The organism is Pseudomonas sp. ERMR1:02, from assembly GCF_002277815.1.
Classification (GTDB): Bacteria; Pseudomonadota; Gammaproteobacteria; order Pseudomonadales; family Pseudomonadaceae; genus Aquipseudomonas.
Map to the genome: position 1 here is coordinate 78,555 of NZ_NKJI01000006.1, position 20,236 is coordinate 98,790.

The following is a 20,236-nucleotide window of genomic DNA, read 5'->3' on the forward strand; positions in this document are numbered from 1 at the left end:
CCAGCGGTTTGGTCCGCGTGGGTGAAGTCAGAAAGCCGTCGTCAATTGGGGGTCAGTGAATCGTTTCACTCGGGCGAGTGGAAACTCAGGCTGTAGTTCACCGCTTTGGCGCCTGGGTCGAGAATGTCCAGTGCGATGTGGATCGGCGTTTGCGGAGGCATTTCCACCATGCCTTCGAGGTCGCCGTTGAGGTACTCGCCAGGCTTGAAGCGACGGCTGGCGATCAGATGGCCGTTGAGATCGGCAAAACGCAGCTCCAGCAGCGGGAAAGGCTGGGAGAAGGGCGCGCGGTTGTAGATGATCGCATCGACCACCAGTGCGCCGCTGAATTCCGGATGGCTGCGTACGACCAGGTTGCTGCTTTTGATTTTCGCGATGTCGACCTTGGATGGCACGATGCAACCGATTTGCGGGCACAGTTGCAGGAACCACGGGCGGTATTGGTCCTGGCGCGCCAGTTCGTCGAAGTGGTAGGCGACATATTGGCCGACGAGTGCGCCGGCGCCGAGCAGGATCAGCAGCAGCCAGAAGAATCGACGGCCCCAGGGAGAGCGGCGTTTTTGCCAATCCAGTTGCAGCGGATCATCGGTCAAGTCCGGCAGAACCTCGGCGCGAACCCCCGGTTCGCTGCGTTCGCGTCGTTTGCGAAGCGGTTCGATTGAGGGCAGGTCGTCGTCACTTTCATCGCTTGTCGTAGCTGACAGGCGTTCGTGATGTAGAGGGGCGTCCAGTGGGTCATGCAGACGAAGCTGCGGCGGCGGTTCGTCGTCCAGCTCCACTGGTTCCAGCGAGAGCGATGGTTCGGTGCGCGAGAGTATGCTGCCCGGTTCATTCACCGGTTCAGCGGTGTCTAGCGTTTCGAGAGCGTCGAGCGTATCGAGATCGTCAAGGTCGTTGACCGCTTGCGCGCGGTCGGCCGCTGATTCGCTGAACAGGCTGTTGGAAGTCCAGGGTTCTTCGTCGTTTTCGGCACTGTCGCGGCGCGCGCTGAGGGTGTCTTCGCGGTGCCGGCCGAACTCGGTGGTCGGCTGGATTTCCCGCTGTTCGAGCCGGGCGAGTTCTTCGTCGAGGTCGAGGCTGTCCAAGTCAAGTTCGGTAGCGGTCCATTGCTTTTGGCTGATGGCCCGGGGCGCCGCGGATGCTGGTTCTTCTACGATGGTTGGCGCGACAGGTGCGACGGGCTCTTTGCCAGCCTGCTCAAGCAGTTGCTTGGCAGCGTTGAATACCTGCAGGCATGAGCCACAGCGAACGACACCGCGAGCCACGCTCAACTGAGCATGGCTGACGCGGAAGCTGGTTTGACAATGCGGGCACTGGGTGACGAAGCTGTCGGTCATGCGGCGATCCGGTCTATGCAGACGTTCATTCTAGCGCCGACGGCCTGTGATGCGCACCCAGCCATCGCGATTGGCGATGGGGTCCAGGTCGAAGTCTTTGGCATAGGCGGCGGCGACTTCTTCACCTTGCTCGGCGAGGATGCCCGACAGTGCCAGGCGACCACCGGCCTTGACCAGGCCAGACAATTGTGGCGCGAGGGACACCAGCGGACCCGCGAGGATGTTGGCCAACAGCACGTCGGCCTGAACCTGCGGCAGGTCTTGCGGCAAATACAGTGGGAAGAGTTCTTCGGCAATATTGTTGCGTCCGGCGTTATCGCGAGAAGCTTCCAGCGCCTGCACGTCAATGTCGGTGCCCACGGCCTCTTTGGCGCCAAGCAGCAGGGCGGCAATCGCCAGAATCCCCGAGCCGCAGCCGAAGTCCAGCACGTTGCAGTCTTTCAGGTCCTGACCATCAAGCCATTCCAGGCACAGTGCGGTAGTCGGGTGGGTGCCGGTGCCGAACGCCAGGCCCGGGTCCAGCAGCAGGTTTACCGCATCAGGCTCGGGGGCAGCGTGCCAGCTCGGCACAATCCATAGGCGCTGGCCAAAACGCATCGGCTGGAAACCGTCCATCCAGCTGCGTTCCCAGTCCTGGTCTTCGATTACTTCGCTGTGATGCTCGGGCAGCGGGCTGCCGGTCAGCAGTTCCAGATGGGCCAGTACCGGGGCAGCCTCGGTGCCACCTTCGAACAGGGCCAGCAGGTGGGTGTGCGCCCACAGTGGCGTGGTGTTGAGTTCCGGCTCGAAGATCGGCTGATCCTCGGCGTCCATGAAGGTCACCGACACGGCGCCCACTTCAAGGAACGCGTCTTCGTAGGTTTCGGCTTGTTCTGGGCTGATGGCGAGACGGACTTGCAGCCAAGGCATGGCGGGCACCTTTGAAAAATATTGATTGCAGCCTAGCGGGCTGCGAGAAGCGCGTAAGTTTACGCGAGCGCGACGCAGAAGACGATAAGGCCTACACGTAGGAGCGAGGCTTGCCCGCGAAGAACGATCAATCGGTGAGTCTGACACGCCTCAGCGTCTGGTTCGCGGGCAAGCCTCGCTCCTACAGGGGGCGCAGACACAACAAAGCCGCCCGAAGGCGGCCTTGTTGATCTGCAGCGAAGCTTAGTGCTTCTCGGCAGCCAGCTTGTGCTCGAGGTAGTGAATGTTCACGCCCCCTTTGCAGAAGCCTTCATCGCGGGTCAGGTCGCGGTGCAGCGGGATGTTGGTCTTGATCCCGTCGACCACGATTTCGTCCAGCGCGTTGCGCATGCGCGCCATGGCTTCGTCACGGGTTGCGCCGTAGGTGATCAGCTTGCCGATCAACGAATCATAGTTCGGCGGAACGGCATAGCCACTGTACAGGTGCGAGTCGACGCGAACGCCGTTGCCGCCTGGAGCGTGGAAATGCTTGACCGTGCCAGGGCTTGGCATGAAGGTTTTCGGGTCTTCGGCGTTGATCCGGCATTCCAGTGCGTGACCGCGGATGACCACGTCATCCTGGGTGAACGACAGCTTGTTGCCGGCGGCGATGCTGAGCATCTCCTTGACGATGTCGATACCGGTGACCATTTCTGAAACCGGGTGTTCGACCTGAACGCGAGTGTTCATCTCGATGAAATAGAACGCACCGTTCTCGTACAGGAACTCGAAAGTCCCCGCGCCACGGTAGCCGATGTCGATGCACGCCTTGACGCAGCGGGCGAAGACTTCCTGGCGAGCCTTCTCGTCGATGCCCGGTGCTGGCGCTTCTTCGAGAACTTTCTGGTGGCGACGTTGCAGCGAGCAATCGCGGTCACCCAGGTGGATGGCATGGCCCTGGCCATCGGAAAGCACCTGAACTTCCACGTGACGTGGGTTGGTCAGGAATTTTTCCAGATAGACCATCGAGTTGCCGAACGCTGCGCCCGCTTCAGAGCGGGTCAGCTTCGCCGAGGAAATCAGGTCTTCTTCTTTATGCACGACGCGCATGCCGCGACCACCACCGCCGCCAGCGGCCTTGATGATCACCGGATAACCGACTTCACGACCGATGCGCAGAGCAGTTTCTTCGTCTTCCGGCAGCGGGCCATCGGAACCTGGAACAGTCGGTACGCCGGCGGCGATCATCGCGTGCTTGGCCGAAACCTTGTCGCCCATCAGGCGGATGGTTTCAGCTTTCGGGCCGATGAAGGCGAAGCCGGAGTTCTCGACTTGTTCGGCGAAGTCGGCGTTTTCCGCGAGGAAACCGTAGCCTGGGTGAATGGCGGTGGCGCCCGTCACTTCAGCTGCGGCGATGATTGCCGGGATGTGCAGGTAGGAGTGGGCGGCCGATGCCGGACCGATGCAGACGGATTCGTCTGCCAGGCCCAGGTGCATCAGTTCCTTGTCAGCCTTGGAATAAACGGCGACGGTCTTGATGCCCATCTCTTTGCAGGCGCGCAGAATCCGCAGTGCGATCTCACCGCGGTTGGCGATCAGAACTTTTTCCAACTTCGCAGTCATCAAAGGCTCTCCGCGGTTCAAACGATGGTGAACAGCGGTTGGTCGTACTCAACCGGCTGGCCGTCTTCGACGAGGATGGATTCGATCACACCGCTGGTTTCAGCTTCGATGTGGTTCATCATCTTCATCGCTTCAACGATGCACAGGGTGTCGCCTTTCTTCACGGTCTGGCCGACTTCAACGAAGGACGGTGAGGTTGGCGAAGATTTGCGATAGAACGTACCGACCATTGGCGAACGGGCAACGGTGCCGTTCAACACTGGGGCGGCCGGAGCAGCAGGGGCAGCGGCAGCAGCCGGAGCAGCAGCGGCAGGCGCGGCAACCGGAGCAGGCATTGGAGCCGGTGCGTAGTACTGCTGAGCCGGGGTTTTGCTATGACGGCTGATGCGTACGGACTCTTCGCCTTCCTTGATCTCGAGCTCGTCGATGCCGGACTCTTCCAGCAATTCGATCAGTTTCTTAACTTTACGGATATCCATGAATCATCAACTCCCAAGGGTCGGTCAGGGGCGTTTAACGCTTGTTGTTCAAGCTGTTGCCTGTATTTCAAGCTGCTCTAGGGCGGCCTCCAGGGCCAGTCGATAACCGCTGGCGCCAAGGCCGCAGATCACTCCCACCGCTACGTCGGAGAAGTAAGAGTGATGGCGGAAAGGTTCGCGTTTGTGCACGTTTGACAAATGCACTTCGATGAATGGGATGCTCACCGCCAGCAGCGCGTCACGTAATGCGACACTTGTATGTGTAAAAGCTGCTGGGTTGATCAGAATGAAGTCCACACCTTCGCTGCGAGCGGCGTGGATGCGGTCGATCAATTCGTACTCGGCATTGCTTTGCAGGTGCAGCAAATGGTGGCCGGCTTCACGGGCACGGCGTTCCAGGTCCTGGTTGATCTGCGCCAGTGTCGTGGCGCCATAGGTGCCCGGTTCACGGGTGCCAAGCATGTTCAGGTTGGGTCCGTGCAGAACCAGTAGCGTCGCCATCGGCTGTTCCCTTGTTTTAACGGTGTGCAATTGTCAGAACCCGGCGACTATGCCGCAAAGCCTTTGCGACTGTCCAGTTCTCTGCAATAGCCAGCACGATGCCCGATGTTTGCGCGAGATATGTGACCGCTTGATTAAATCCGGTCATTCGCTTTGGCGACACGTTCGGCGAAGTCCGTGGCATTGATCTCGCCGATCACCCGCACATCGGCGCGTTCGACCCCGTCCTTGCCGAAAAACATCAAGGCCGGAGGACCGAACAACTTGTAACGGTCCAGCAGCGTCCGTTGTTCGGCGTTGCTGGCGGTGATGTCGAAGCGAATCAGCCTATAGCCCTTGAGGCGTTCGACGACGGTGGCGTCGTTGAGGACTTCGTGTTCGATGACTTTACAGCTGATGCACCAGTCGGCGTACCAGTCGAGCAGCAGCGGTGTGCCGGACGAGTGCGCGTCGGCGAGTGCGCGATCGAGGGCTGCCGGGGTACTAACGGTTTGCCAAGCGCTGGTGTTGGACGGCGACTCACCGACGACTGTGCGTGACTGGCCAATCGGATTGAACGGATCGCTCTGGCCGCTGAAGCCGCCATACCAGCAGGCCAGTGCATAAAACAGCAGGAACATGCCGAGCAATTGGCCCAGGCGTTTTCTTGGCGGCTTATAGACGAACTCCAGCGCGCCCATGAACAAACCGACGCCGCCGGAGAGCAAACCAATGAGCAACAAAGTGATCTGGCCCGGCAATACCCGGCTGAGCAAACCGATCGCCAGCCCCAGCAACAACACGCCAATCGCATTCTTCATGTAGACCAGCCACGGTCCGCTTTTCGGCAACCACGCCGCGCCGCCCGTAGCCACCAGCAGCAGCGGGGTACCCATGCCGAGTCCGAGCATGAACAGTTTCAAGCCGCCGCCCAAGGCATCGCCACTGGCGCTGATATAAAGCAACGCTCCGGCCAGTGGCGCCGAAACGCAAGGCGAAACCAGCAGGCTGGAGACCACCCCAAGTACCGCGGCCCCCCATAGCGAACCGCCTTCGGTGCGTCCGGCAATGCGGTCCAGCCGACTGCTGATCGCATGAGGCAATTTGAGTTCGAACACACCGAACATCGCCAAAGCAAACACCGCAAAAAACATCGCGAACGGCACCAACACCCATGCCGATTGCAGGCGCGCCTGCAAATTGAGCTGTGCGCCGAACATCCCCATCAACGCTCCGAGCAGGGCGAAGCAGGCAGCCATCGGCAGTACGTAGGCCAGCGACAGATTGAAGCCGCGCAGGCCGCCGACCTGACCGCGCAATACCACGCCCGAAAGAATCGGCAGCATGGGCAGCACGCACGGCGTAAAGGTCAGACCCAGGCCCGCAAGGAAGAACAGCGCCAGTTCGCGCCAGCCCCAGTCATGACGTGTTGATGCGCCGTTGCCATTGATGCTCAAACGTTCCGTTTCGGGCGGATAGCACAGGCCTTTGTCCGCGCAACCCTGATAGGTCACGGCCAGAGTGAAGGTGCGTTGATCGGTGCGCGGTAGCTCTACGTCGAGAATGCCGTGGTAGACCTCGACATCGCCGAAGTACTCGTCGTGCTTCTGTTCACCTTTGGGCAATTGCGCGGGCCCGAGCGTGACATCGCTCGGGTCGGCGCGGAATTGAAAACGGTGGTGGTAGAGGTAATAACCCTCGGTGGCAACGAAGCGCAGTTTGATCGATTGCGGCGTGCTTTCCACCAGGCTCAACTGAAAGGCTTCGCGCACCGGCAGGAAGTCTGCGCTGTTATTGATCGAGCCCAGGGTCGAGCTGGGACGACTCTCCAGTAATCCGGCGGCGGTGGCCGGCAGGGCGAGCACTAAAAGCAGCAGGCAGAGCAAACGGCGCATGACGGTCTCGCGTATCGGAGTTGTGGGCATGATAGCGGACAGCAGCGCGAATTACCCCGTACCTGTAGGAGCGAGGCTTGCCCGCGTAGGCGTCAGGTCAGTCAACATTGATGTTGAATGTGCCGCCGTCTTCGCGGGCAAGCCTCGCTCCTACAGGTATCGGGATGATCTTTAGACGCGGAAGGCCTGGACGGCGGTATGCAGGCGTCCGCCCAGCACCAAAAGATTCTCCCCCTGCTCACGTCCTTGACCGATGCGCAGCAAGTTATCCCCACCCAATTGGTGAATCCGTTCGCTGTGATTGCGGATTTCGCTGACGGCACCGCTCTGCTGGGCGGTGACATCGGCAATGCGTACGGCTGTGTCGGAAATGGTCTGGATTGCCCCGACAATTTTATCCAGCGCGCCGTCGGCGGCCTGGGCCTGGTTGGCCGTAGCTTCGGCATGCTCGACCTGGGCGCGCATGCCTTCGACCGATTGTCGCGCCGCGGTTTGCAGGCCGGCGATCAAGGTCTGGATCTCGGCCGTGGCCCCGGCGGTGCGTTGGGCCAACGAGCGGACTTCTTCTGCCACCACGGCAAAACCGCGGCCCATTTCCCCGGCACGGGCGGCTTCAATGGCAGCGTTCAGCGCCAGCAGATTGGTCTGGTCGGCGATCGAACGGATCACTGTCAGCACGCCGCCGATGGTCGCGGACTCTTCGGCCAGGTGCTCGATCATCTGGGCGTTACCCTGTACTTCATCCACCAACGCATGCAAGCCAGTGAGGCTCTGGCCGATGACTTTCTGCCCGTGCTCCACCGCCAGCCCCGCATGGCGGCTGGCGTCGGCGGCCTGGCTGGCATCGCCGGCGACTTGCTGGATGGTCGCTTCCAGTTCGCCCAGGGAATCGCGGATCAGCGCCGTGTCACCGGCCTGATGTTCAGCGCCGCTGTGCAGGTCGTTGCTCAGCTCGGCCAGGGTTCGGCTGCTGCCGGCGACCTGCTCGGCGTTGAGGCGAATGGTCCCCACCAGGTCCACCAGGTAGGCACGCAAGCGGTTGAGCGAGGCTTCAATGTCATGCAATTCGCGGTTGGTCTTGCCCAGTTGGATGTCCTGGCTGAAGTCGCCCTCGGCCCAGGTCGAGAGCGCGGGTGCGAGATTGGTCAGCGTCCTGGCAAGGCGGCGTTGCAGGGTGTCGATGAGCAATGCGATCAGCAGAATCAGGCCGATCATCACTCCTTGCATCAGCCGGACTTCACCCTGGATCTGCCCGTGCTGGGCGCGCACAGCAGGCTCCAGGCCGGCAATTGCTTGTTGTACGTCAGTGATTTTCAGGTGGGTCGCGGTGCTGAGGTCAGCGCGTTTCTGGATCTGATCGCGGGTGCGGGCCAATTCCGCCGGGTAGCGGTTGAGCAAGCTGTTCAGCTCGCGTTTGAAATTGACCCCGGCGTCTTCGGCGACGGTTTTTTCGGCGTTTTCCAGGCCCATCATCGCGGCGAAATCATCGGTGTTCGATTCACCGCTGGCAGCCACGCCGAGCAATGGCAAGGCGTCCAGTTGTCCGGCCTGGGTGCGGATGTTGCTGACTTCGCGTTCGACATCGACGGCCAGTTCGCTACGACCGCTGCTGACCAGTTTGTCTCGGGCCAGCGACAGCTTGCCCAGATGCTGGGCGGCGGCGAGCAGCGGTGTCAGATAAGTCGTGTTGCCGCTGGCGTACTGGCTGAGCTGATCAAGGCTGGCGCCCAATTCGCGCTCGGCTTGCAGCAACAGGGCTTGCGGGTCGCCCGCGAGTTTGCCGGCGGCCAGCAAGTCGGTTTTGCTGAATTCGTTCAGGTTCGACAAGCTGGGGCGCAAGGTTTCAGCCAGCACCGGTGGCAACTCCCCGAGTTCCTTTTGCAGGTTGTCGATGGCCTGGCTGGCGCTGCTCAAGCGCAGGGCATCCCCGCTGGCGAGGTAATCCTCGATGTTGCGCGCCACTTCATTTTGAAACTGCTGGGACAAACCCAGGTAGCGCTCCATTAATAGATAGGGGCGCTCGAGGGCTTTTTGCGACCACCAGAGCGTGGCGCCTAGGGCCACGCATACGGCGACTAAAAGGAGGGTGTTGAGATTGGTCAGCAGCTTCAGGCGCATCGCGGGACTACCAACGGCAAAATGGTAAGTACCTGAAGTTATTGCGTTTCTGTTACAGGGTTATGACGGAAGGGTCGATCAAGATGAAAAAGTGGCACTTTGCTTTGACGGCCGCGCGGCTTGAACGCGGTTGCGCCCGGCGCCTTTGGCTCGATACAGCGCCTCGTCTGCCTGATTGGCCATTAACAGGCCGTCGGAGTCTTCGCCCAGTTCGACCACCCCGGCGCTGAAGGTGCACCACAGATCCTGCGGCTGGGCAGGGTAGTGAATTTCGGCAAAACGCTGACGGATTTCATCCAGTACGTTGTGGGCCGCTTCAAGGTCGGTGTCGGGCATGACGATGGCGAATTCTTCGCCGCCGTATCGGCCGATGAAATCGGTCTTGCGCAACCGCTGTTTGAGGAACAGCGCCAGGCTTTTGATCACCCGGTCGCCCATGGGGTGGCCGTGGCTGTCGTTGACCCGTTTGAAGTGATCGATGTCGAGCATGGCAAAGCTCAGCGGCTTGTTCTCGCGGCGGGCGCGGAACGAGCAGTCTTCGAGCAATTGCAGAATGTGGGTGTGGTTGTACAAACCCGTGAGGCTGTCGCGGACCATTCGCGCCTTCAGATTACGCGCCCTTGCCGCACGGTTGCGCACGGTGGTGATCAGGTGCCGGGGCTTGATCGGCTTGGTCAGGAAGTCGTCACCACCCTCGCTCATGGCGTCGAGCTGCTTGTCCAGATCGTCCTCGGCCGACAGGTAAATGATCGGCACGCTGACATAGCGGTCGTTGTGGCGGATCACTTTGGCCAGTTCCGTACCGGTGCAGGCCGGCATGTACATGTCGAGGATGATCAGGTCCGGTTGAAAATCCGCCAGCTCGGCCATCGCCTGGATCGGCTCGATCAAGGTCCGGGTCACGATCCCAGCGCTGTTGAGCAGGCGTTCGGTGTGCAAGGCCTGGGCACGGGAGTCATCGATGATCAGAACTTTATAAGGTTCGTACTGGGCGACGCAGGTCAGGACTTCGATTTTCTCCAGCAGGCTCGACGCTTCGAGGGTGCCGGTGAGGAACTCCTGGCCTCCGGCACGCACGGCGGCAAGGCGGGTCGGGGTGTCGGTTTCGTGCAAACTGAAGAACAGCAGCGGCAAGTGTTGATCGAGGCCTTCCTGGGCTTGCGCGGCCAGTTTCAGGCCTATGCCTGGGCCACTGAAGTCCACGTCCATGACAATCGCTGCCGGCAGGCGCTCAACCATGGAGGAGCGGAACGCCGACACGCTATCCAGGGACTGGGCACTGAGCCCGAAGAATTCCAGTTGCTTGGCCAGGCGCTCGGCACGGTCGTGATCCTGCAGCATCACGTAGATCGGCTTGCGCAGAGGCGGCAGGAGTGTTTGATCGAGCTGATCGCCATGTCGCAAACCGGTGCGTGACAGGCGCTGCATCAATCGGTTGAGGTCAGTGATCAGTCCACTGCTCAGGCGTCCGCGATTGGCGTCGACAGCCTCCAGCGACTGACCGATGTGGCGTGCCAGTTGAACGTGTTCCGGTTGTTCGAAGCGCTCGGCGAACCGCAGCAGGCGCAGGTTGGCCTCGCTCAGTTCCGACAGGTCGAGGGTGGACCACTCACTGCGTTGCAGGCGTTGCCATATCTCAAGTATCTGACGTGCCTGATGAATTACCCGCTGGGCAAAGTGATGCTTGAGGCGCTCGCGGCTGGGGTCTTCTGGCTCGGTCATATCCTGACTACTGGTTAGGGGGCGCGCTGAGGTCGACTGGTGGCTCTATGCTAGCACCTCTTTTCGATTGCATGAGTGTTGTGCGTCAATAATCTGCAAGGTGGAAGCATTCAGTTTATGACTGCATGGTCTTTAATTGGATGACTATTCTTAACAAGGTCCCATGAACCGGGGCTTTCAGGGTTTTGCCCACAGGGCATGTAGCGCCCTTCACCGGGATGATGAGCCTCGTTGTCGGATGGACTGTCGGCTTGAATGGACGAAGGAATTCTCGAGCGAAGGGGTAGGGGAATCCCTTAGGGGTTAATGCCAATCTGTAGCAGCAGGCTTCGCCAGCTGCTACAGAGAGCGTGTTGCCTGTGTGTTCTGTTTATACCTGTCGGCAGGCTAATTTCCGACATGAACCTAACGGCGGGTGCCGGGCCAAGGCACGTTGTTGTATGGTTGTGGTCGAACCGATGAACCCAAGAAATTGAAAGGATATCGCCATGCTGGACTGGAAGAACCGCGCCGGTAGCGCGCCTGAACGTGCCGCTGAACCGAAATCGGCTACCCGCAGTTACCTGGGTGGTCTGCTGTTCAGCCGGGCGCTGGCCACCTTGGTCGGCATCTACCTGCTGGTGACAATTGCCCTGGGCTGGTACTGGAGTGAGGAACCTGCACTGTTCCCGGTTCAGCAAAACGCCCAAATGGCTGCCGAGAAAGAAGGCAAGCAGATGGTGGTCGGCTACACCACCGTGGAAACCCTCAAGACTGTTGCCGGCACCTTGCTGACCAAGCCTGGAGGCTACATTTCCAACGACCGTTTTCCGCCGGGCCTATGGATGGACAACATGCCGAGCTGGGAATATGGCGTGCTGGTGCAGGTGCGCGATTTGAGCCGTGCGATGCGCAAAGATTTCGCCCGTTCGCAGTCGCAGTCCGCTGAAGACGCCGATCTGGCCAAGGCCGAACCGCGTTTCAACTTCGACAACAAGAGCTGGGTGCTGCCGTCCAGTGAGTCCGAATATCAGGAAGGCATCAATTCCCTGAGTCGCTATCAGGCGCGCCTGTCCGATCCGAACCAGAAGAGCGCACTGTTTTATGCCCGCGCCGACAACCTGAACAACTGGCTGGGTGACGTCGGGACTCGACTGGGTTCGCTGTCGCAACGACTGTCGGCCAGCGTTGGTCGGGTCAAGCTCAACACGGCGTTGAAGACTGAAGTCGTGGCGCCGGGTGTCGCGCCTCAGGTCGACGAAGAAATCGTCGAAACCCCATGGATGCAGATCGACAATGTGTTCTACGAGGCTCGCGGCCAGGCTTGGGCCTTGTCGCATTTGCTGCGTGCCATCGAAGTCGACTTCGCCGATGTGCTGGCCAAGAAGAACGCCACGGTCAGCGTGCGTCAGATCATTCGAGAGCTGGAAGCTTCGCAGGAACCGGTATGGAGCCCTATGATCCTCAATGGCAGCGGCTTCGGTGTGCTGGCCAACCACTCTCTGGTCATGGCCAACTATATTTCCAGGGCCAACGCGGCGGTGATCGATTTGCGTCAACTGCTGAATCAGGGCTGAGTCATGGTCGACAGTTCCATCGATAGTTTGCGCGAAGCCGCCCACCGGGCGGCGTCCGATGCCGAGCAAATTGCCTGGGTCGACGAGCAGGACAACCTGCTTGGCTCCCTGGTCCGCTCCGACCTGCGCGAGCGCGGGCTGATCGGGCGCGGCACCTACATTATGTTGTTCAACTCCGCCGGTGAGCTTTGCGTGCACCGCCGCACCCTGAGCAAGGCTATTTATCCGGGTTATTGGGACGTGGCGGCAGGCGGCATGGTGCTCGCCACTGAAACCTACGCCGAGTCGGCGGCCCGGGAGCTGGAAGAGGAGCTGGGTGTAAGTGGGGTGGAGTTGTCCGCCCATGACCACTTTTTCTTCGAGGACACCGGCAATCGACTCTGGTGTTCGGCATTTTCGGCGGTGTGGGACGGTCCGTTGATCCTGCAACCGGAAGAGGTGCTGGAAGCGCGCTTTTTACCGATCGAAGAAGTGCTGCGGGAAATCGACGAAAAGCCTTATTGCCCGGACTCTCTGGCAGCGTTGAAACGTTATCTGAAGGCTCGTGGGGAAGACGTCGCAAAAGAGCTATAAATTGGCGCCGATTGGCTCTTAGCAATCGGCGTTTTTGCCGTTACACTGCGCGACCTTTTCAAACTGTAACGGCATTGCTGTTGTTGTAGGAGCGAGCTCACTCGCGAAAAACGAATGGACGACACGTGCTGTCTGATGCCGCGCGTTATCGTTGACGTCCATCGCGAGCGAGCTCGCTCCTACAGTGAAATGTAGGGTTGTACCGTTTCAGTAGCGCTGCCCCTGCCTGAGTGGGGCTTCGCGGTCGATAGCACTGCCCAAGCGCTGCGACCAGTCTTTGTCCTCCCAAGAGGATTGCCGGTGGCCAAAAAAGCCGCATCCTTCGCCGCCCTTGGTGGCCTGGTATTTTCCACCGACGCAGGTCGTCATTGCCCGGAATGCAGTAAACCGGTGGACGCCTGTATCTGCAAACAGACCGTTATCCCGGTCGGCGACGGCATTGCTCGCGTGCGTCGCGAAAGCAAGGGCCGTGGCGGCAAGACGGTGACTACCATCACCGGCGTGCCATTGGCCGAGGACGCGCTCAAGGAACTGGCGACCACGTTGAAGAAACGCTGTGGTACCGGTGGAGCGTTGAAAGACGGGATCATTGAAATCCAGGGCGATCATGTCGAGCTACTCTTGGCCGAGTTGATCAAGCACGGTTTCAAAGCGAAGAAGTCCGGCGGCTAGCAGCCTCTGTGAAGACCACCTGCGGCTTGATCCAGTCCTGATTGCCTCAAGGCCTGGCGTCGTCACCATGGTTTTCACAGAGCCTGTTCATGACCGGTTTCTAAACTCGTTGCGGTCGGCGGGGTCTATCCCTCGTTGATGAACCGTCATTTTCATTCTTTAGACTGCGCCAGCCTGAATCCAGGCGACGCACTATGACTTCTTTATAGGGGACTTCGATGTCCGTACGACGCACACGCAAAGACGATGGCAGCCAATGGACAGTTGCGGACAGCCGCAGTGTTTACGGGATTCGCCATTGGGGGCCGGGTATTTCGCGATCAATGACGCCGGTCGCGTCGAAGTTCGTCCGAACGGTCCGAGCAGTCCGCCTATCGATCTGTTCGAGCAAGTCGACCAGCTGCGCAAGAGCGGCCTGTCGTTGCCGCTGTTGGTGCGTTTCCCGGATATTCTGCAAGACCGCGTGCGTCAGCTGACCGGCGCGTTCGATGCCAATATCGAGCGCCTGGAATACCAGAGCAAGTACACCGCGCTGTACCCGATCAAAGTTAACCAGCAGGAAGCGGTGATCGAAAACATCATTGCTACCCAGAACGTGTCCATCGGTCTGGAAGCCGGCTCCAAGCCGGAGCTGCTGGCGGTGCTGGCACTGGCGCCGAAGGGCGGCACCATCGTCTGCAACGGTTACAAGGACCGCGAGTTCATCCGTCTGGCGTTGATGGGCCAGAAGCTTGGCCACAACGTGTTCATCGTGATCGAGAAAGAGTCCGAAGTCGGCCTGGTGATCGAAGAAGCTGCCACGCTCAAGGTCAAGCCACAGATTGGTCTGCGAGTGCGCCTGTCGTCCCTGGCATCAAGCAAGTGGGCCGACACCGGCGGCGAGAAATCCAAGTTCGGTCTGTCTGCGGCGCAACTGCTGTCGGTGGTCGAGCGTTTCCGCACGGCGGGCCTGGATCAGGGCATTCGCCTGTTGCACTTCCATATGGGTTCGCAGATCGCCAACCTGGCGGACTACCAGCACGGCTTCAAGGAAGCGATCCGTTACTACGGCGAACTGCGCAACCTCGGTCTGCCGGTGGATCACATCGACGTCGGTGGCGGCCTGGGCGTGGACTACGACGGTACGCACTCGCGTAACGCCAGTTCGATCAACTACGACATGGACGATTACGCCGGTGTCGTGGTCGGGATGCTCAAGGAATTCTGCGACGCGCAGAGCCTGCCGCACCCTAACATTTTCTCCGAAAGCGGCCGTTCCCTGACTGCGCACCACGCGATGCTGGTGATTCAAGTGACCGACGTCGAGAAACACAACGACGACGTGCCGCAGATCGAGAACAAGGAAACGCTGCCGGAAACCGTGCAGTGGTTGGTGGATCTGCTGGGTCCGACTGATATCGAGATGGTCACTGAAACCTACTGGCGCGCCACGCACTATATGAGCGATATCGCCGCCCAGTATGCAGATGGCAAGCTGACCCTGTCCGAAAAAGCCCTGGCCGAGCAATGCTACTTCGCTGTATGCCGTCGCCTGCATAACTCGTTGAAGGCGCGTCAGCGTTCCCACCGTCAGGTGCTGGACGAACTCAACGACAAACTGGCCGACAAGTACATCTGCAACTTCTCGGTGTTCCAGAGCCTGCCGGACACCTGGGCCATCGATCAGGTACTGCCGATCATCCCGCTGCATCGCCTCGACGAAGAGCCGCTGCGCCGTGCGGTACTGCAGGACCTGACCTGTGACTCCGACGGCAAGATCAATCAATACGTCGACGAGCAGAGCATCGAAACCAGCCTGCCGGTGCATGCGCTGAACGAAGGCGAGGACTACCTGCTGGGTGTGTTCCTGGTCGGTGCCTATCAGGAAATCCTTGGCGACATGCACAACCTGTTCGGTGACACCGACTCGGTGAACATCTACCAGAACGCCGATGGCAGCGTGTACCACGCCGGTATCGAAACCCACGACACCATCGAAGACATGCTGCGTTACGTGCACTTGTCGCCTGAAGAACTGATGACCCACTATCGCGACAAGTGCGCCAATGCCCGCATCAGCGCTACTGAACGCACCCAGTTCCTCGACGCCCTGCGTCTGGGCCTGACCCGTTCGTCCTACCTGTCTTCCTGAGGTAGGTCACGCTCTCATCAGGTTGTCTGAAAATGTACCGCAAGCTGCGGAAATTTCAGATGACCTGGTGAGGCGATTCTCTTTTTTCAAGCGAAACGACCTACGTCTTCGGCTATTCAGGTCATTGGTCCTCTTTTCGCGTAGGTCATTTCCCAAGTTGTACTTCCCCTCTCTACTCGGCCATGTCTCTCGGCGAAAATCCCCGGCCGCCCCTCCTGTAGAGAATCGCCGATGTTCGATCCAGTCAACGAACCCGAATTTCGTCTGGACGTCGCAGGTCTGTCCGACGCCTTTGAGGTCCTGGCCTTTACCGGTAGAGAAGCAATCAGTGAGCCGTTCGTATTCGACGTCGATCTGCTGATCAATGACCCTGCACTCGACCTCGCCAGCCTGCTGTACCGCCCGGCTACCTTGCATTTTGGGCTGGTGGGAAACAGCGTCCACGGACAACTGCATAAACTGGTTCAGCGCGACCACGGTTCGACAATCAGGCTTTGCCATGTGCGTCTGGGGCCGAAGCTGGCATGCCTTGCCCAGCGTTTCAGCCAGCGCATCTTCAGCGCCCGCTCGGTGCCGCAAATCATTAGTCAGGTGCTCAAGGAGCACGGGATTGTCGGCCACGATCGGCGTTTCGAGCTGGGCGGTGATTATCCGCTGCGGGATTTCTGCACGCAGTACCGCGAATCGGATCTGCAATTTCTTCAACGCCTGTGTGCCCAGGAACGGCTTCACTACCACTTTGAGCCTCGGGCACGGGGGCACTGCGTGGTGTTCGCCGATGGGCAGGAGCATTTTCCTGTGGGCGAAACGGCGGTCTTCGAGGGCGAACAACCCTCGGTGCGTCGTTTCGAGCTTCGGCAATGCGCCGTCAGCGCGCAGCAAAGTGCGCAATTTCAAACGGATCTGGCGACATTGCGCAGCGGGCAATTGATGCCGCTGGCCGAGCATCCGGTGACCGAATGGAATCAGCTGTGGCTACTGACCCATGTCGAACATCAGGGCAGCCAGGATCCGCTCATCCCTTACAGCAATCAGGTGCGCGCGATGCACTGGTCAGCCCCGTTCGAGTCAGGCCATTGCGCGGTCAAGCCCAAAATGCACAGCCTTCAGCGGGCGTGGGTGGTGAACATTGACGAGTCTCAACCGGATCCGTCGCGACCGGTGGCCGTGCAGTTTGACTGGTCGTATGAGGGCGAAGGGGCGACGCCCAGCCACTGCTGGCTGCCATTGGCGCCGCAACTGCACGCTGCCATTGGCGCGCCGTTAAGCGAAGGTGCGCAGGTGGTGGTGAGTTTTATCGAAGGCGATCCGGATCAGCCGTTGATTACCGGGGTTCTTCACCTGCCACAGCCTGTTGAAGAGGCTGATACGAAGGACGCCACGTCCACCGATCGATATCCGCCTGAAGCTGTGCAGGATTGGTTGCGTTCGGGCGAGCCCTTACTGATGTTGTGTCTGTTGCCAGGTGGCGGCAGCTTCAATCATTGTGAGCAGGCGCTTTGCACTTGTCGGGCGGCCATGCGGTTTGGCCAGAGCGGTGCAGCATGACTGCCGTGCACGCGGTCGAGACGATGCCGCAATGGTTGTTGCTGGATGTCCCGGGCTCACCACAGGTGGGTGTGACGTTAAAGCACAGCTTTGACCAGGCCCGGAGATTCTGGCTGTTCGAAGGCACCGAATGGCATGCAATGCGCGAACAAGGGCCGCTGCTGATCAACCTGCGGACCTGCCCGATGCTGGCCGAGGTGTGCCAGCGCGATGCGCAGCACTGGCGTGGCTTGCTGCTGATCAGCGAGGCGTCTGCGTCGACATTGCTGGCGCACTTGCGGCGCATGCTCACGGTCAGTTTCGGTCTGCACCATCGGGCCTTGCTGAGTTACTACAACCCGCACACCGCCAGTTACTTTTTCGATGCCTGCGATGCCGGGGAGCTGAGTCGCTGGCTGGGGCCGATCAGCCAGTTGCGCTGGTTTGGCGGCACCTGGGCCGACCGGGCGTTCGGCAGCCAGGGATGGCAGAAGTTGTTCAATCCCGGGCTTGCCGTCGACCCTTTGGCTGTCGAAGAAAACCTTAGCACCCGGCAGCGGGAAAAACTGCAAACCTGTTTGCTGGAGCACCATACCTGGCGATGGTGCAAATCCAGCGGCACCGATTACTCCACGCAGTGGTCCCACCTTCAGGAAGGGCTGGCGCTGGGGTTCAGCGAGCGTGCGGTGCTCGATGGCTGGTTATGGCTACGCTTGCAGTACCCTGACGCCTTGCCTCAACTACCGCTGTCGGGCGCTACTCAGCAAGAGCGCCTCGATAGCCTGGGCAACCGTTGGCAGAACCAACAATCCTGAATGTGAGGTTAGACACCGATGGCAAGCAGGATTCGGCGGTTGATCAACGTAGCAATCGGCAGCGTGTTATTGGCGGTGATGGCCGCGTGTTCGCCGCTGAAAATACTCAATGCCCTGACTCCCGACGGGACGTTCGACAAGACCGAGGGGATTGCTTATGGCCGCGATCCTCGACAAAAGCTTGATGTGTATGTGCCGCGCCATCCCATGTTAAACGCTCCGGTGGTAGTTTTTTTCTACGGTGGCAGCTGGAACAGTGGTTCGCGTAGCGACTACAGCTTTGTTGGTGAGGCGCTGGCGTCCCGGGGGATCGTCGCGGTCCTGGCGGACTATCGGTTGTATCCGCAGGTGCGTTATCCGCTGTTTCTCCAGGATGCCGCCGGGGCAGTGGCCTGGACCCATGATCACATCCGGCAGTACGCCGGAAACCCGCAGCGCCTGTACCTGATGGGCCACAGTTCCGGGGCCTACAACGTTGCGATGCTGGCGCTGGACCCTGGGCTGTTGGGGGCGGTGGGCCTGTCGCCGCACAACCTCAGTGGGTGGATCGGTTTGGCCGGCCCTTATGATTTTCTGCCGATCAAAAATCCGGAAGTGCGCCCGGTGTTTTTCTGGCCAGACTCACCGCCTCAATCGCAACCGATCAATCACGTCAGTCGAGGCGCACCGCCGGCGTTGTTGATGGCATCAACGAACGATGACGTAGTCAACCCGACTCGCAACACGGGAGGTCTGGCACTCAAGCTGCGTGAGGTGGGGTGCCGGTACAGGACTTGTATTTCTCCCGCACCAGCCACGCCACGCTGGTGGCGGCATTGTCACGCCCCATGCGCAGTTGGGCGCCGGTGTTGGACGAGGTCACCTCGTTCGTCAGGGCAACCCCGACTCAGTGAGCTCGGGCGAACCAGCCGTCGTTGAGACGCAGACGCCAGGCGATGGCGCCAAGGGTCAGGCTGCGCAGCAACATGAACAGCAGGAAGGTTATCCACAGGCCATGGTTACCCAACCCTTGCAGGGCCCAACCGAACGGTACCAGCAAGGCCACCGTCAGCAGCATGCCGTTGCGCATTTCCCTGGCGCGGGTGGCGCCGATGAACAGTCCGTCAAGCAGGTAGCTCCAGACCGCAATCAGCGGCAGCGCGGCGAGGTAGGGCAGGTAGATGAACGCGGTGTCGCGTACGCTGGCAATGTTGGTCTGCATCTCGATGAACAGGTGCCCGGCAAACAGAAATAACACCGCAAAACCCAGGCTCGCCAGCAACGACCAGCCGCAGGCCACCACCAGGGAACGGCGCAGGGCATCACGGTCGCGAGCGCCGATGGCATGCCCGCACAGGGCCTCAACGGCGTGGGCCAGGCCATCGAGCGCATGGGCGGTCAGCAATAAGCCGTTGAGCAGCAAGGCGTTGGCGGCGACGGTGGCATCACCCAATCGCGCGCCTTGCACGGTGATCAGAAAAAACACCGATTGCAGGGCCAGGCTACGGATGAAGATGTCGCGGTTTACCGCCAGCAATGGCCGCCAGCTCTGCCACAGCCCCAACGCAGCCCACATGATGTGACCAGGGTAAGCACGCAGGGCCTGGCGGGTCATCAGTAGTCCGATCAAGGCGCCGGTCCATTCGGCGATCACCGAGGCCCTGGCTGCGCCGACCACGCCCCATTTCAGGCCGAGGACAAACCACAGGTTCAGGGCGATGTTGACCAGGTTGGTGCTCAGTAGAATCACCAGCGGTGCGCGGGCGTTTTGCGTGCCGAGGAACCAGCCGACCAGCGCGTAACTGGCCAGCGCCGCAGGCAGACCGAACAGTCGTATATTGAAGAATTCGCGGGTCATCTGGTCCAGTTCCGCCGACGGCTGCATGAAATGCAGTGCGACCCCGCTTAACGGTACGCCCACTGCACCCAGCACAATCGCCAGTCCCATGGCCAACAGCAGACCCTGCAATAGAATCTGCCGCAGCGCCGCGCCATCGCCACGCCCGGCGGCCTGAGCAGCAAACCCGGTGGAGCCCATGCGCAGAAAGCCCATGGCCCAAGCCAGAAAGGTATATAGGCTGGCCCCACCGCAACTGCGCCGAGTTGATGGGCATGGGGCAGGTGGCCGATGACGGTACTGTCGACCAGCGCCACCAATGGTACGGAAATGTTCGAAAGAATCATCGGCGCAGCCAGTGCCCAGACCCGACGGTGGGTAGGGCGGTCGCGCCAGTCGGCAATCAGGTTGGACATGCAGGCTCCTTGGGGGAGCGGGCATTGTAGCGACACATTTTGCAATCTGCCGCGATCCATTATGGGGAGGGCTCGCGAAGTGGCCTTCAGATATTTTCCCGCTTTTGAGAAAAACGCTCTTTTTTCTAACAAGGTTTCCGAATGTTTCCCACTTAACACCCAGAAGCGTCTGATATCGCTCGCATTCA

General features: G+C 60.2%; 13 protein-coding genes and 3 pseudogenes. 7 read left to right on the forward strand and 9 right to left on the reverse strand.

The window, feature by feature from the left end:
- Nucleotides 1-65: 65 nt before the first annotated feature.
- The 8 genes from CES87_RS13200 to gcbA form a co-directional block, all read right to left on the reverse strand.
- Entirely contained in the window at nucleotides 66-1,337 is a 1,272-nt protein-coding gene (locus CES87_RS13200; protein ID WP_128606452.1) for a DUF3426 domain-containing protein, read from the reverse strand.
- Nucleotides 1,338-1,367: 30 nt separating this feature from the next.
- Nucleotides 1,368-2,246: a 50S ribosomal protein L11 methyltransferase gene (gene prmA, locus CES87_RS13205; protein ID WP_128606453.1), complete on the reverse strand. Its 879-nt coding sequence runs from the start codon at nucleotides 2,244-2,246 to the stop codon at nucleotides 1,368-1,370.
- Nucleotides 2,247-2,489: 243 nt separating this feature from the next.
- On the reverse strand, nucleotides 2,490-3,848 hold the full coding sequence (gene accC, locus CES87_RS13215) for an acetyl-CoA carboxylase biotin carboxylase subunit (RefSeq protein WP_128606454.1): 1,359 nt from the start codon (nucleotides 3,846-3,848) through the stop codon (nucleotides 2,490-2,492).
- A 17-nt stretch (nucleotides 3,849-3,865) separates the two neighbouring features.
- A complete protein-coding gene (gene accB, locus CES87_RS13220) occupies nucleotides 3,866-4,327 on the reverse strand; it encodes an acetyl-CoA carboxylase biotin carboxyl carrier protein (protein WP_128606455.1) in 462 nt (153 codons plus the stop codon).
- A 48-nt stretch (nucleotides 4,328-4,375) separates the two neighbouring features.
- Nucleotides 4,376-4,828 (reverse strand): type II 3-dehydroquinate dehydratase, encoded by a 453-nt coding sequence (gene aroQ / locus CES87_RS13225; protein ID WP_128606456.1) that lies wholly within the window; start codon nucleotides 4,826-4,828, stop codon nucleotides 4,376-4,378.
- A 134-nt stretch (nucleotides 4,829-4,962) separates the two neighbouring features.
- A complete protein-coding gene (locus tag CES87_RS13230) occupies nucleotides 4,963-6,702 on the reverse strand; it encodes a protein-disulfide reductase DsbD (protein WP_128606457.1) in 1,740 nt (579 codons plus the stop codon).
- Nucleotides 6,703-6,873: 171 nt separating this feature from the next.
- Complete coding sequence (locus tag CES87_RS13235; RefSeq protein ID WP_128606458.1) at nucleotides 6,874-8,820, reverse strand: methyl-accepting chemotaxis protein; 1,947 nt, start codon at nucleotides 8,818-8,820, stop codon at nucleotides 6,874-6,876.
- A 78-nt stretch (nucleotides 8,821-8,898) separates the two neighbouring features.
- On the reverse strand, nucleotides 8,899-10,542 hold the full coding sequence (gcbA, locus tag CES87_RS13240; protein WP_128606459.1) for a diguanylate cyclase GcbA: 1,644 nt from the start codon (nucleotides 10,540-10,542) through the stop codon (nucleotides 8,899-8,901).
- A 488-nt stretch (nucleotides 10,543-11,030) separates the two neighbouring features.
- Between gcbA and CES87_RS13245 the strand changes: the two genes are divergently transcribed.
- From CES87_RS13245 to CES87_RS13275, 7 genes and pseudogenes are all read left to right on the forward strand, one after another.
- Nucleotides 11,031-12,098 (forward strand): DUF2333 family protein, encoded by a 1,068-nt coding sequence (locus CES87_RS13245; protein ID WP_128606460.1) that lies wholly within the window; start codon nucleotides 11,031-11,033, stop codon nucleotides 12,096-12,098.
- Nucleotides 12,099-12,101: 3 nt separating this feature from the next.
- Complete coding sequence (locus tag CES87_RS13250) at nucleotides 12,102-12,671, forward strand: NUDIX hydrolase (RefSeq protein WP_128606461.1); 570 nt, start codon at nucleotides 12,102-12,104, stop codon at nucleotides 12,669-12,671.
- 300 nt (nucleotides 12,672-12,971) lie between these two features.
- Complete coding sequence (locus tag CES87_RS13255; RefSeq protein WP_128606462.1) at nucleotides 12,972-13,343, forward strand: translation initiation factor Sui1; 372 nt, start codon at nucleotides 12,972-12,974, stop codon at nucleotides 13,341-13,343.
- 218 nt (nucleotides 13,344-13,561) lie between these two features.
- Nucleotides 13,562-15,474: pseudogene (gene speA / locus CES87_RS13260) on the forward strand (arginine decarboxylase).
- A 231-nt stretch (nucleotides 15,475-15,705) separates the two neighbouring features.
- On the forward strand, nucleotides 15,706-17,022 hold the full coding sequence (locus CES87_RS13265) for a type VI secretion system Vgr family protein (RefSeq protein WP_128606463.1): 1,317 nt from the start codon (nucleotides 15,706-15,708) through the stop codon (nucleotides 17,020-17,022).
- The gene (locus tag CES87_RS13270; protein ID WP_128606464.1) at nucleotides 17,019-17,816 is read left to right on the forward strand and encodes a DUF4123 domain-containing protein; all 798 of its coding nucleotides are present in this window, start codon (nucleotides 17,019-17,021) and stop codon (nucleotides 17,814-17,816) included. Before CES87_RS13265 ends, CES87_RS13270 begins: the two co-directional genes overlap by 4 nt.
- An 18-nt stretch (nucleotides 17,817-17,834) precedes the next feature.
- Nucleotides 17,835-18,709, forward strand: a pseudogene (locus CES87_RS13275) (alpha/beta hydrolase).
- Here the strand turns inward: CES87_RS13275 and CES87_RS13280 are convergent.
- A pseudogene (locus CES87_RS13280) lies at nucleotides 18,703-20,048 on the reverse strand (MATE family efflux transporter). The pseudogenes CES87_RS13275 and CES87_RS13280 sit on opposite strands and share 7 nt — an antisense overlap.
- Nucleotides 20,049-20,236 lie beyond the last annotated feature (188 nt).

Bases quoted from the DNA above. Each gene is read 5' to 3' on its own strand.
- aroQ (WP_128606456.1), bottom strand. From the start codon at position 4,828: ATGGCGACGCTACTGGTTCTGCACGGACCCAACCTGAACATGCTTGGC.
- prmA (WP_128606453.1), bottom strand. From the start codon at position 2,246: ATGCCTTGGCTGCAAGTCCGTCTCGCCATCAGCCCAGAACAAGCCGAA.
- CES87_RS13270 (WP_128606464.1), top strand. From the start codon at position 17,019: ATGACTGCCGTGCACGCGGTCGAGACGATGCCGCAATGGTTGTTGCTG.
- CES87_RS13230 (WP_128606457.1), bottom strand. From the start codon at position 6,702: ATGCGCCGTTTGCTCTGCCTGCTGCTTTTAGTGCTCGCCCTGCCGGCC.
- CES87_RS13250 (WP_128606461.1), top strand. From the start codon at position 12,102: ATGGTCGACAGTTCCATCGATAGTTTGCGCGAAGCCGCCCACCGGGCG.
- CES87_RS13235 (WP_128606458.1), bottom strand. From the start codon at position 8,820: ATGCGCCTGAAGCTGCTGACCAATCTCAACACCCTCCTTTTAGTCGCC.
- accC (WP_128606454.1), bottom strand. From the start codon at position 3,848: ATGACTGCGAAGTTGGAAAAAGTTCTGATCGCCAACCGCGGTGAGATC.
- CES87_RS13200 (WP_128606452.1), bottom strand. From the start codon at position 1,337: ATGACCGACAGCTTCGTCACCCAGTGCCCGCATTGTCAAACCAGCTTC.
- gcbA (WP_128606459.1), bottom strand. From the start codon at position 10,542: ATGACCGAGCCAGAAGACCCCAGCCGCGAGCGCCTCAAGCATCACTTT.
- CES87_RS13245 (WP_128606460.1), top strand. From the start codon at position 11,031: ATGCTGGACTGGAAGAACCGCGCCGGTAGCGCGCCTGAACGTGCCGCT.
- CES87_RS13265 (WP_128606463.1), top strand. From the start codon at position 15,706: ATGTTCGATCCAGTCAACGAACCCGAATTTCGTCTGGACGTCGCAGGT.
- accB (WP_128606455.1), bottom strand. From the start codon at position 4,327: ATGGATATCCGTAAAGTTAAGAAACTGATCGAATTGCTGGAAGAGTCC.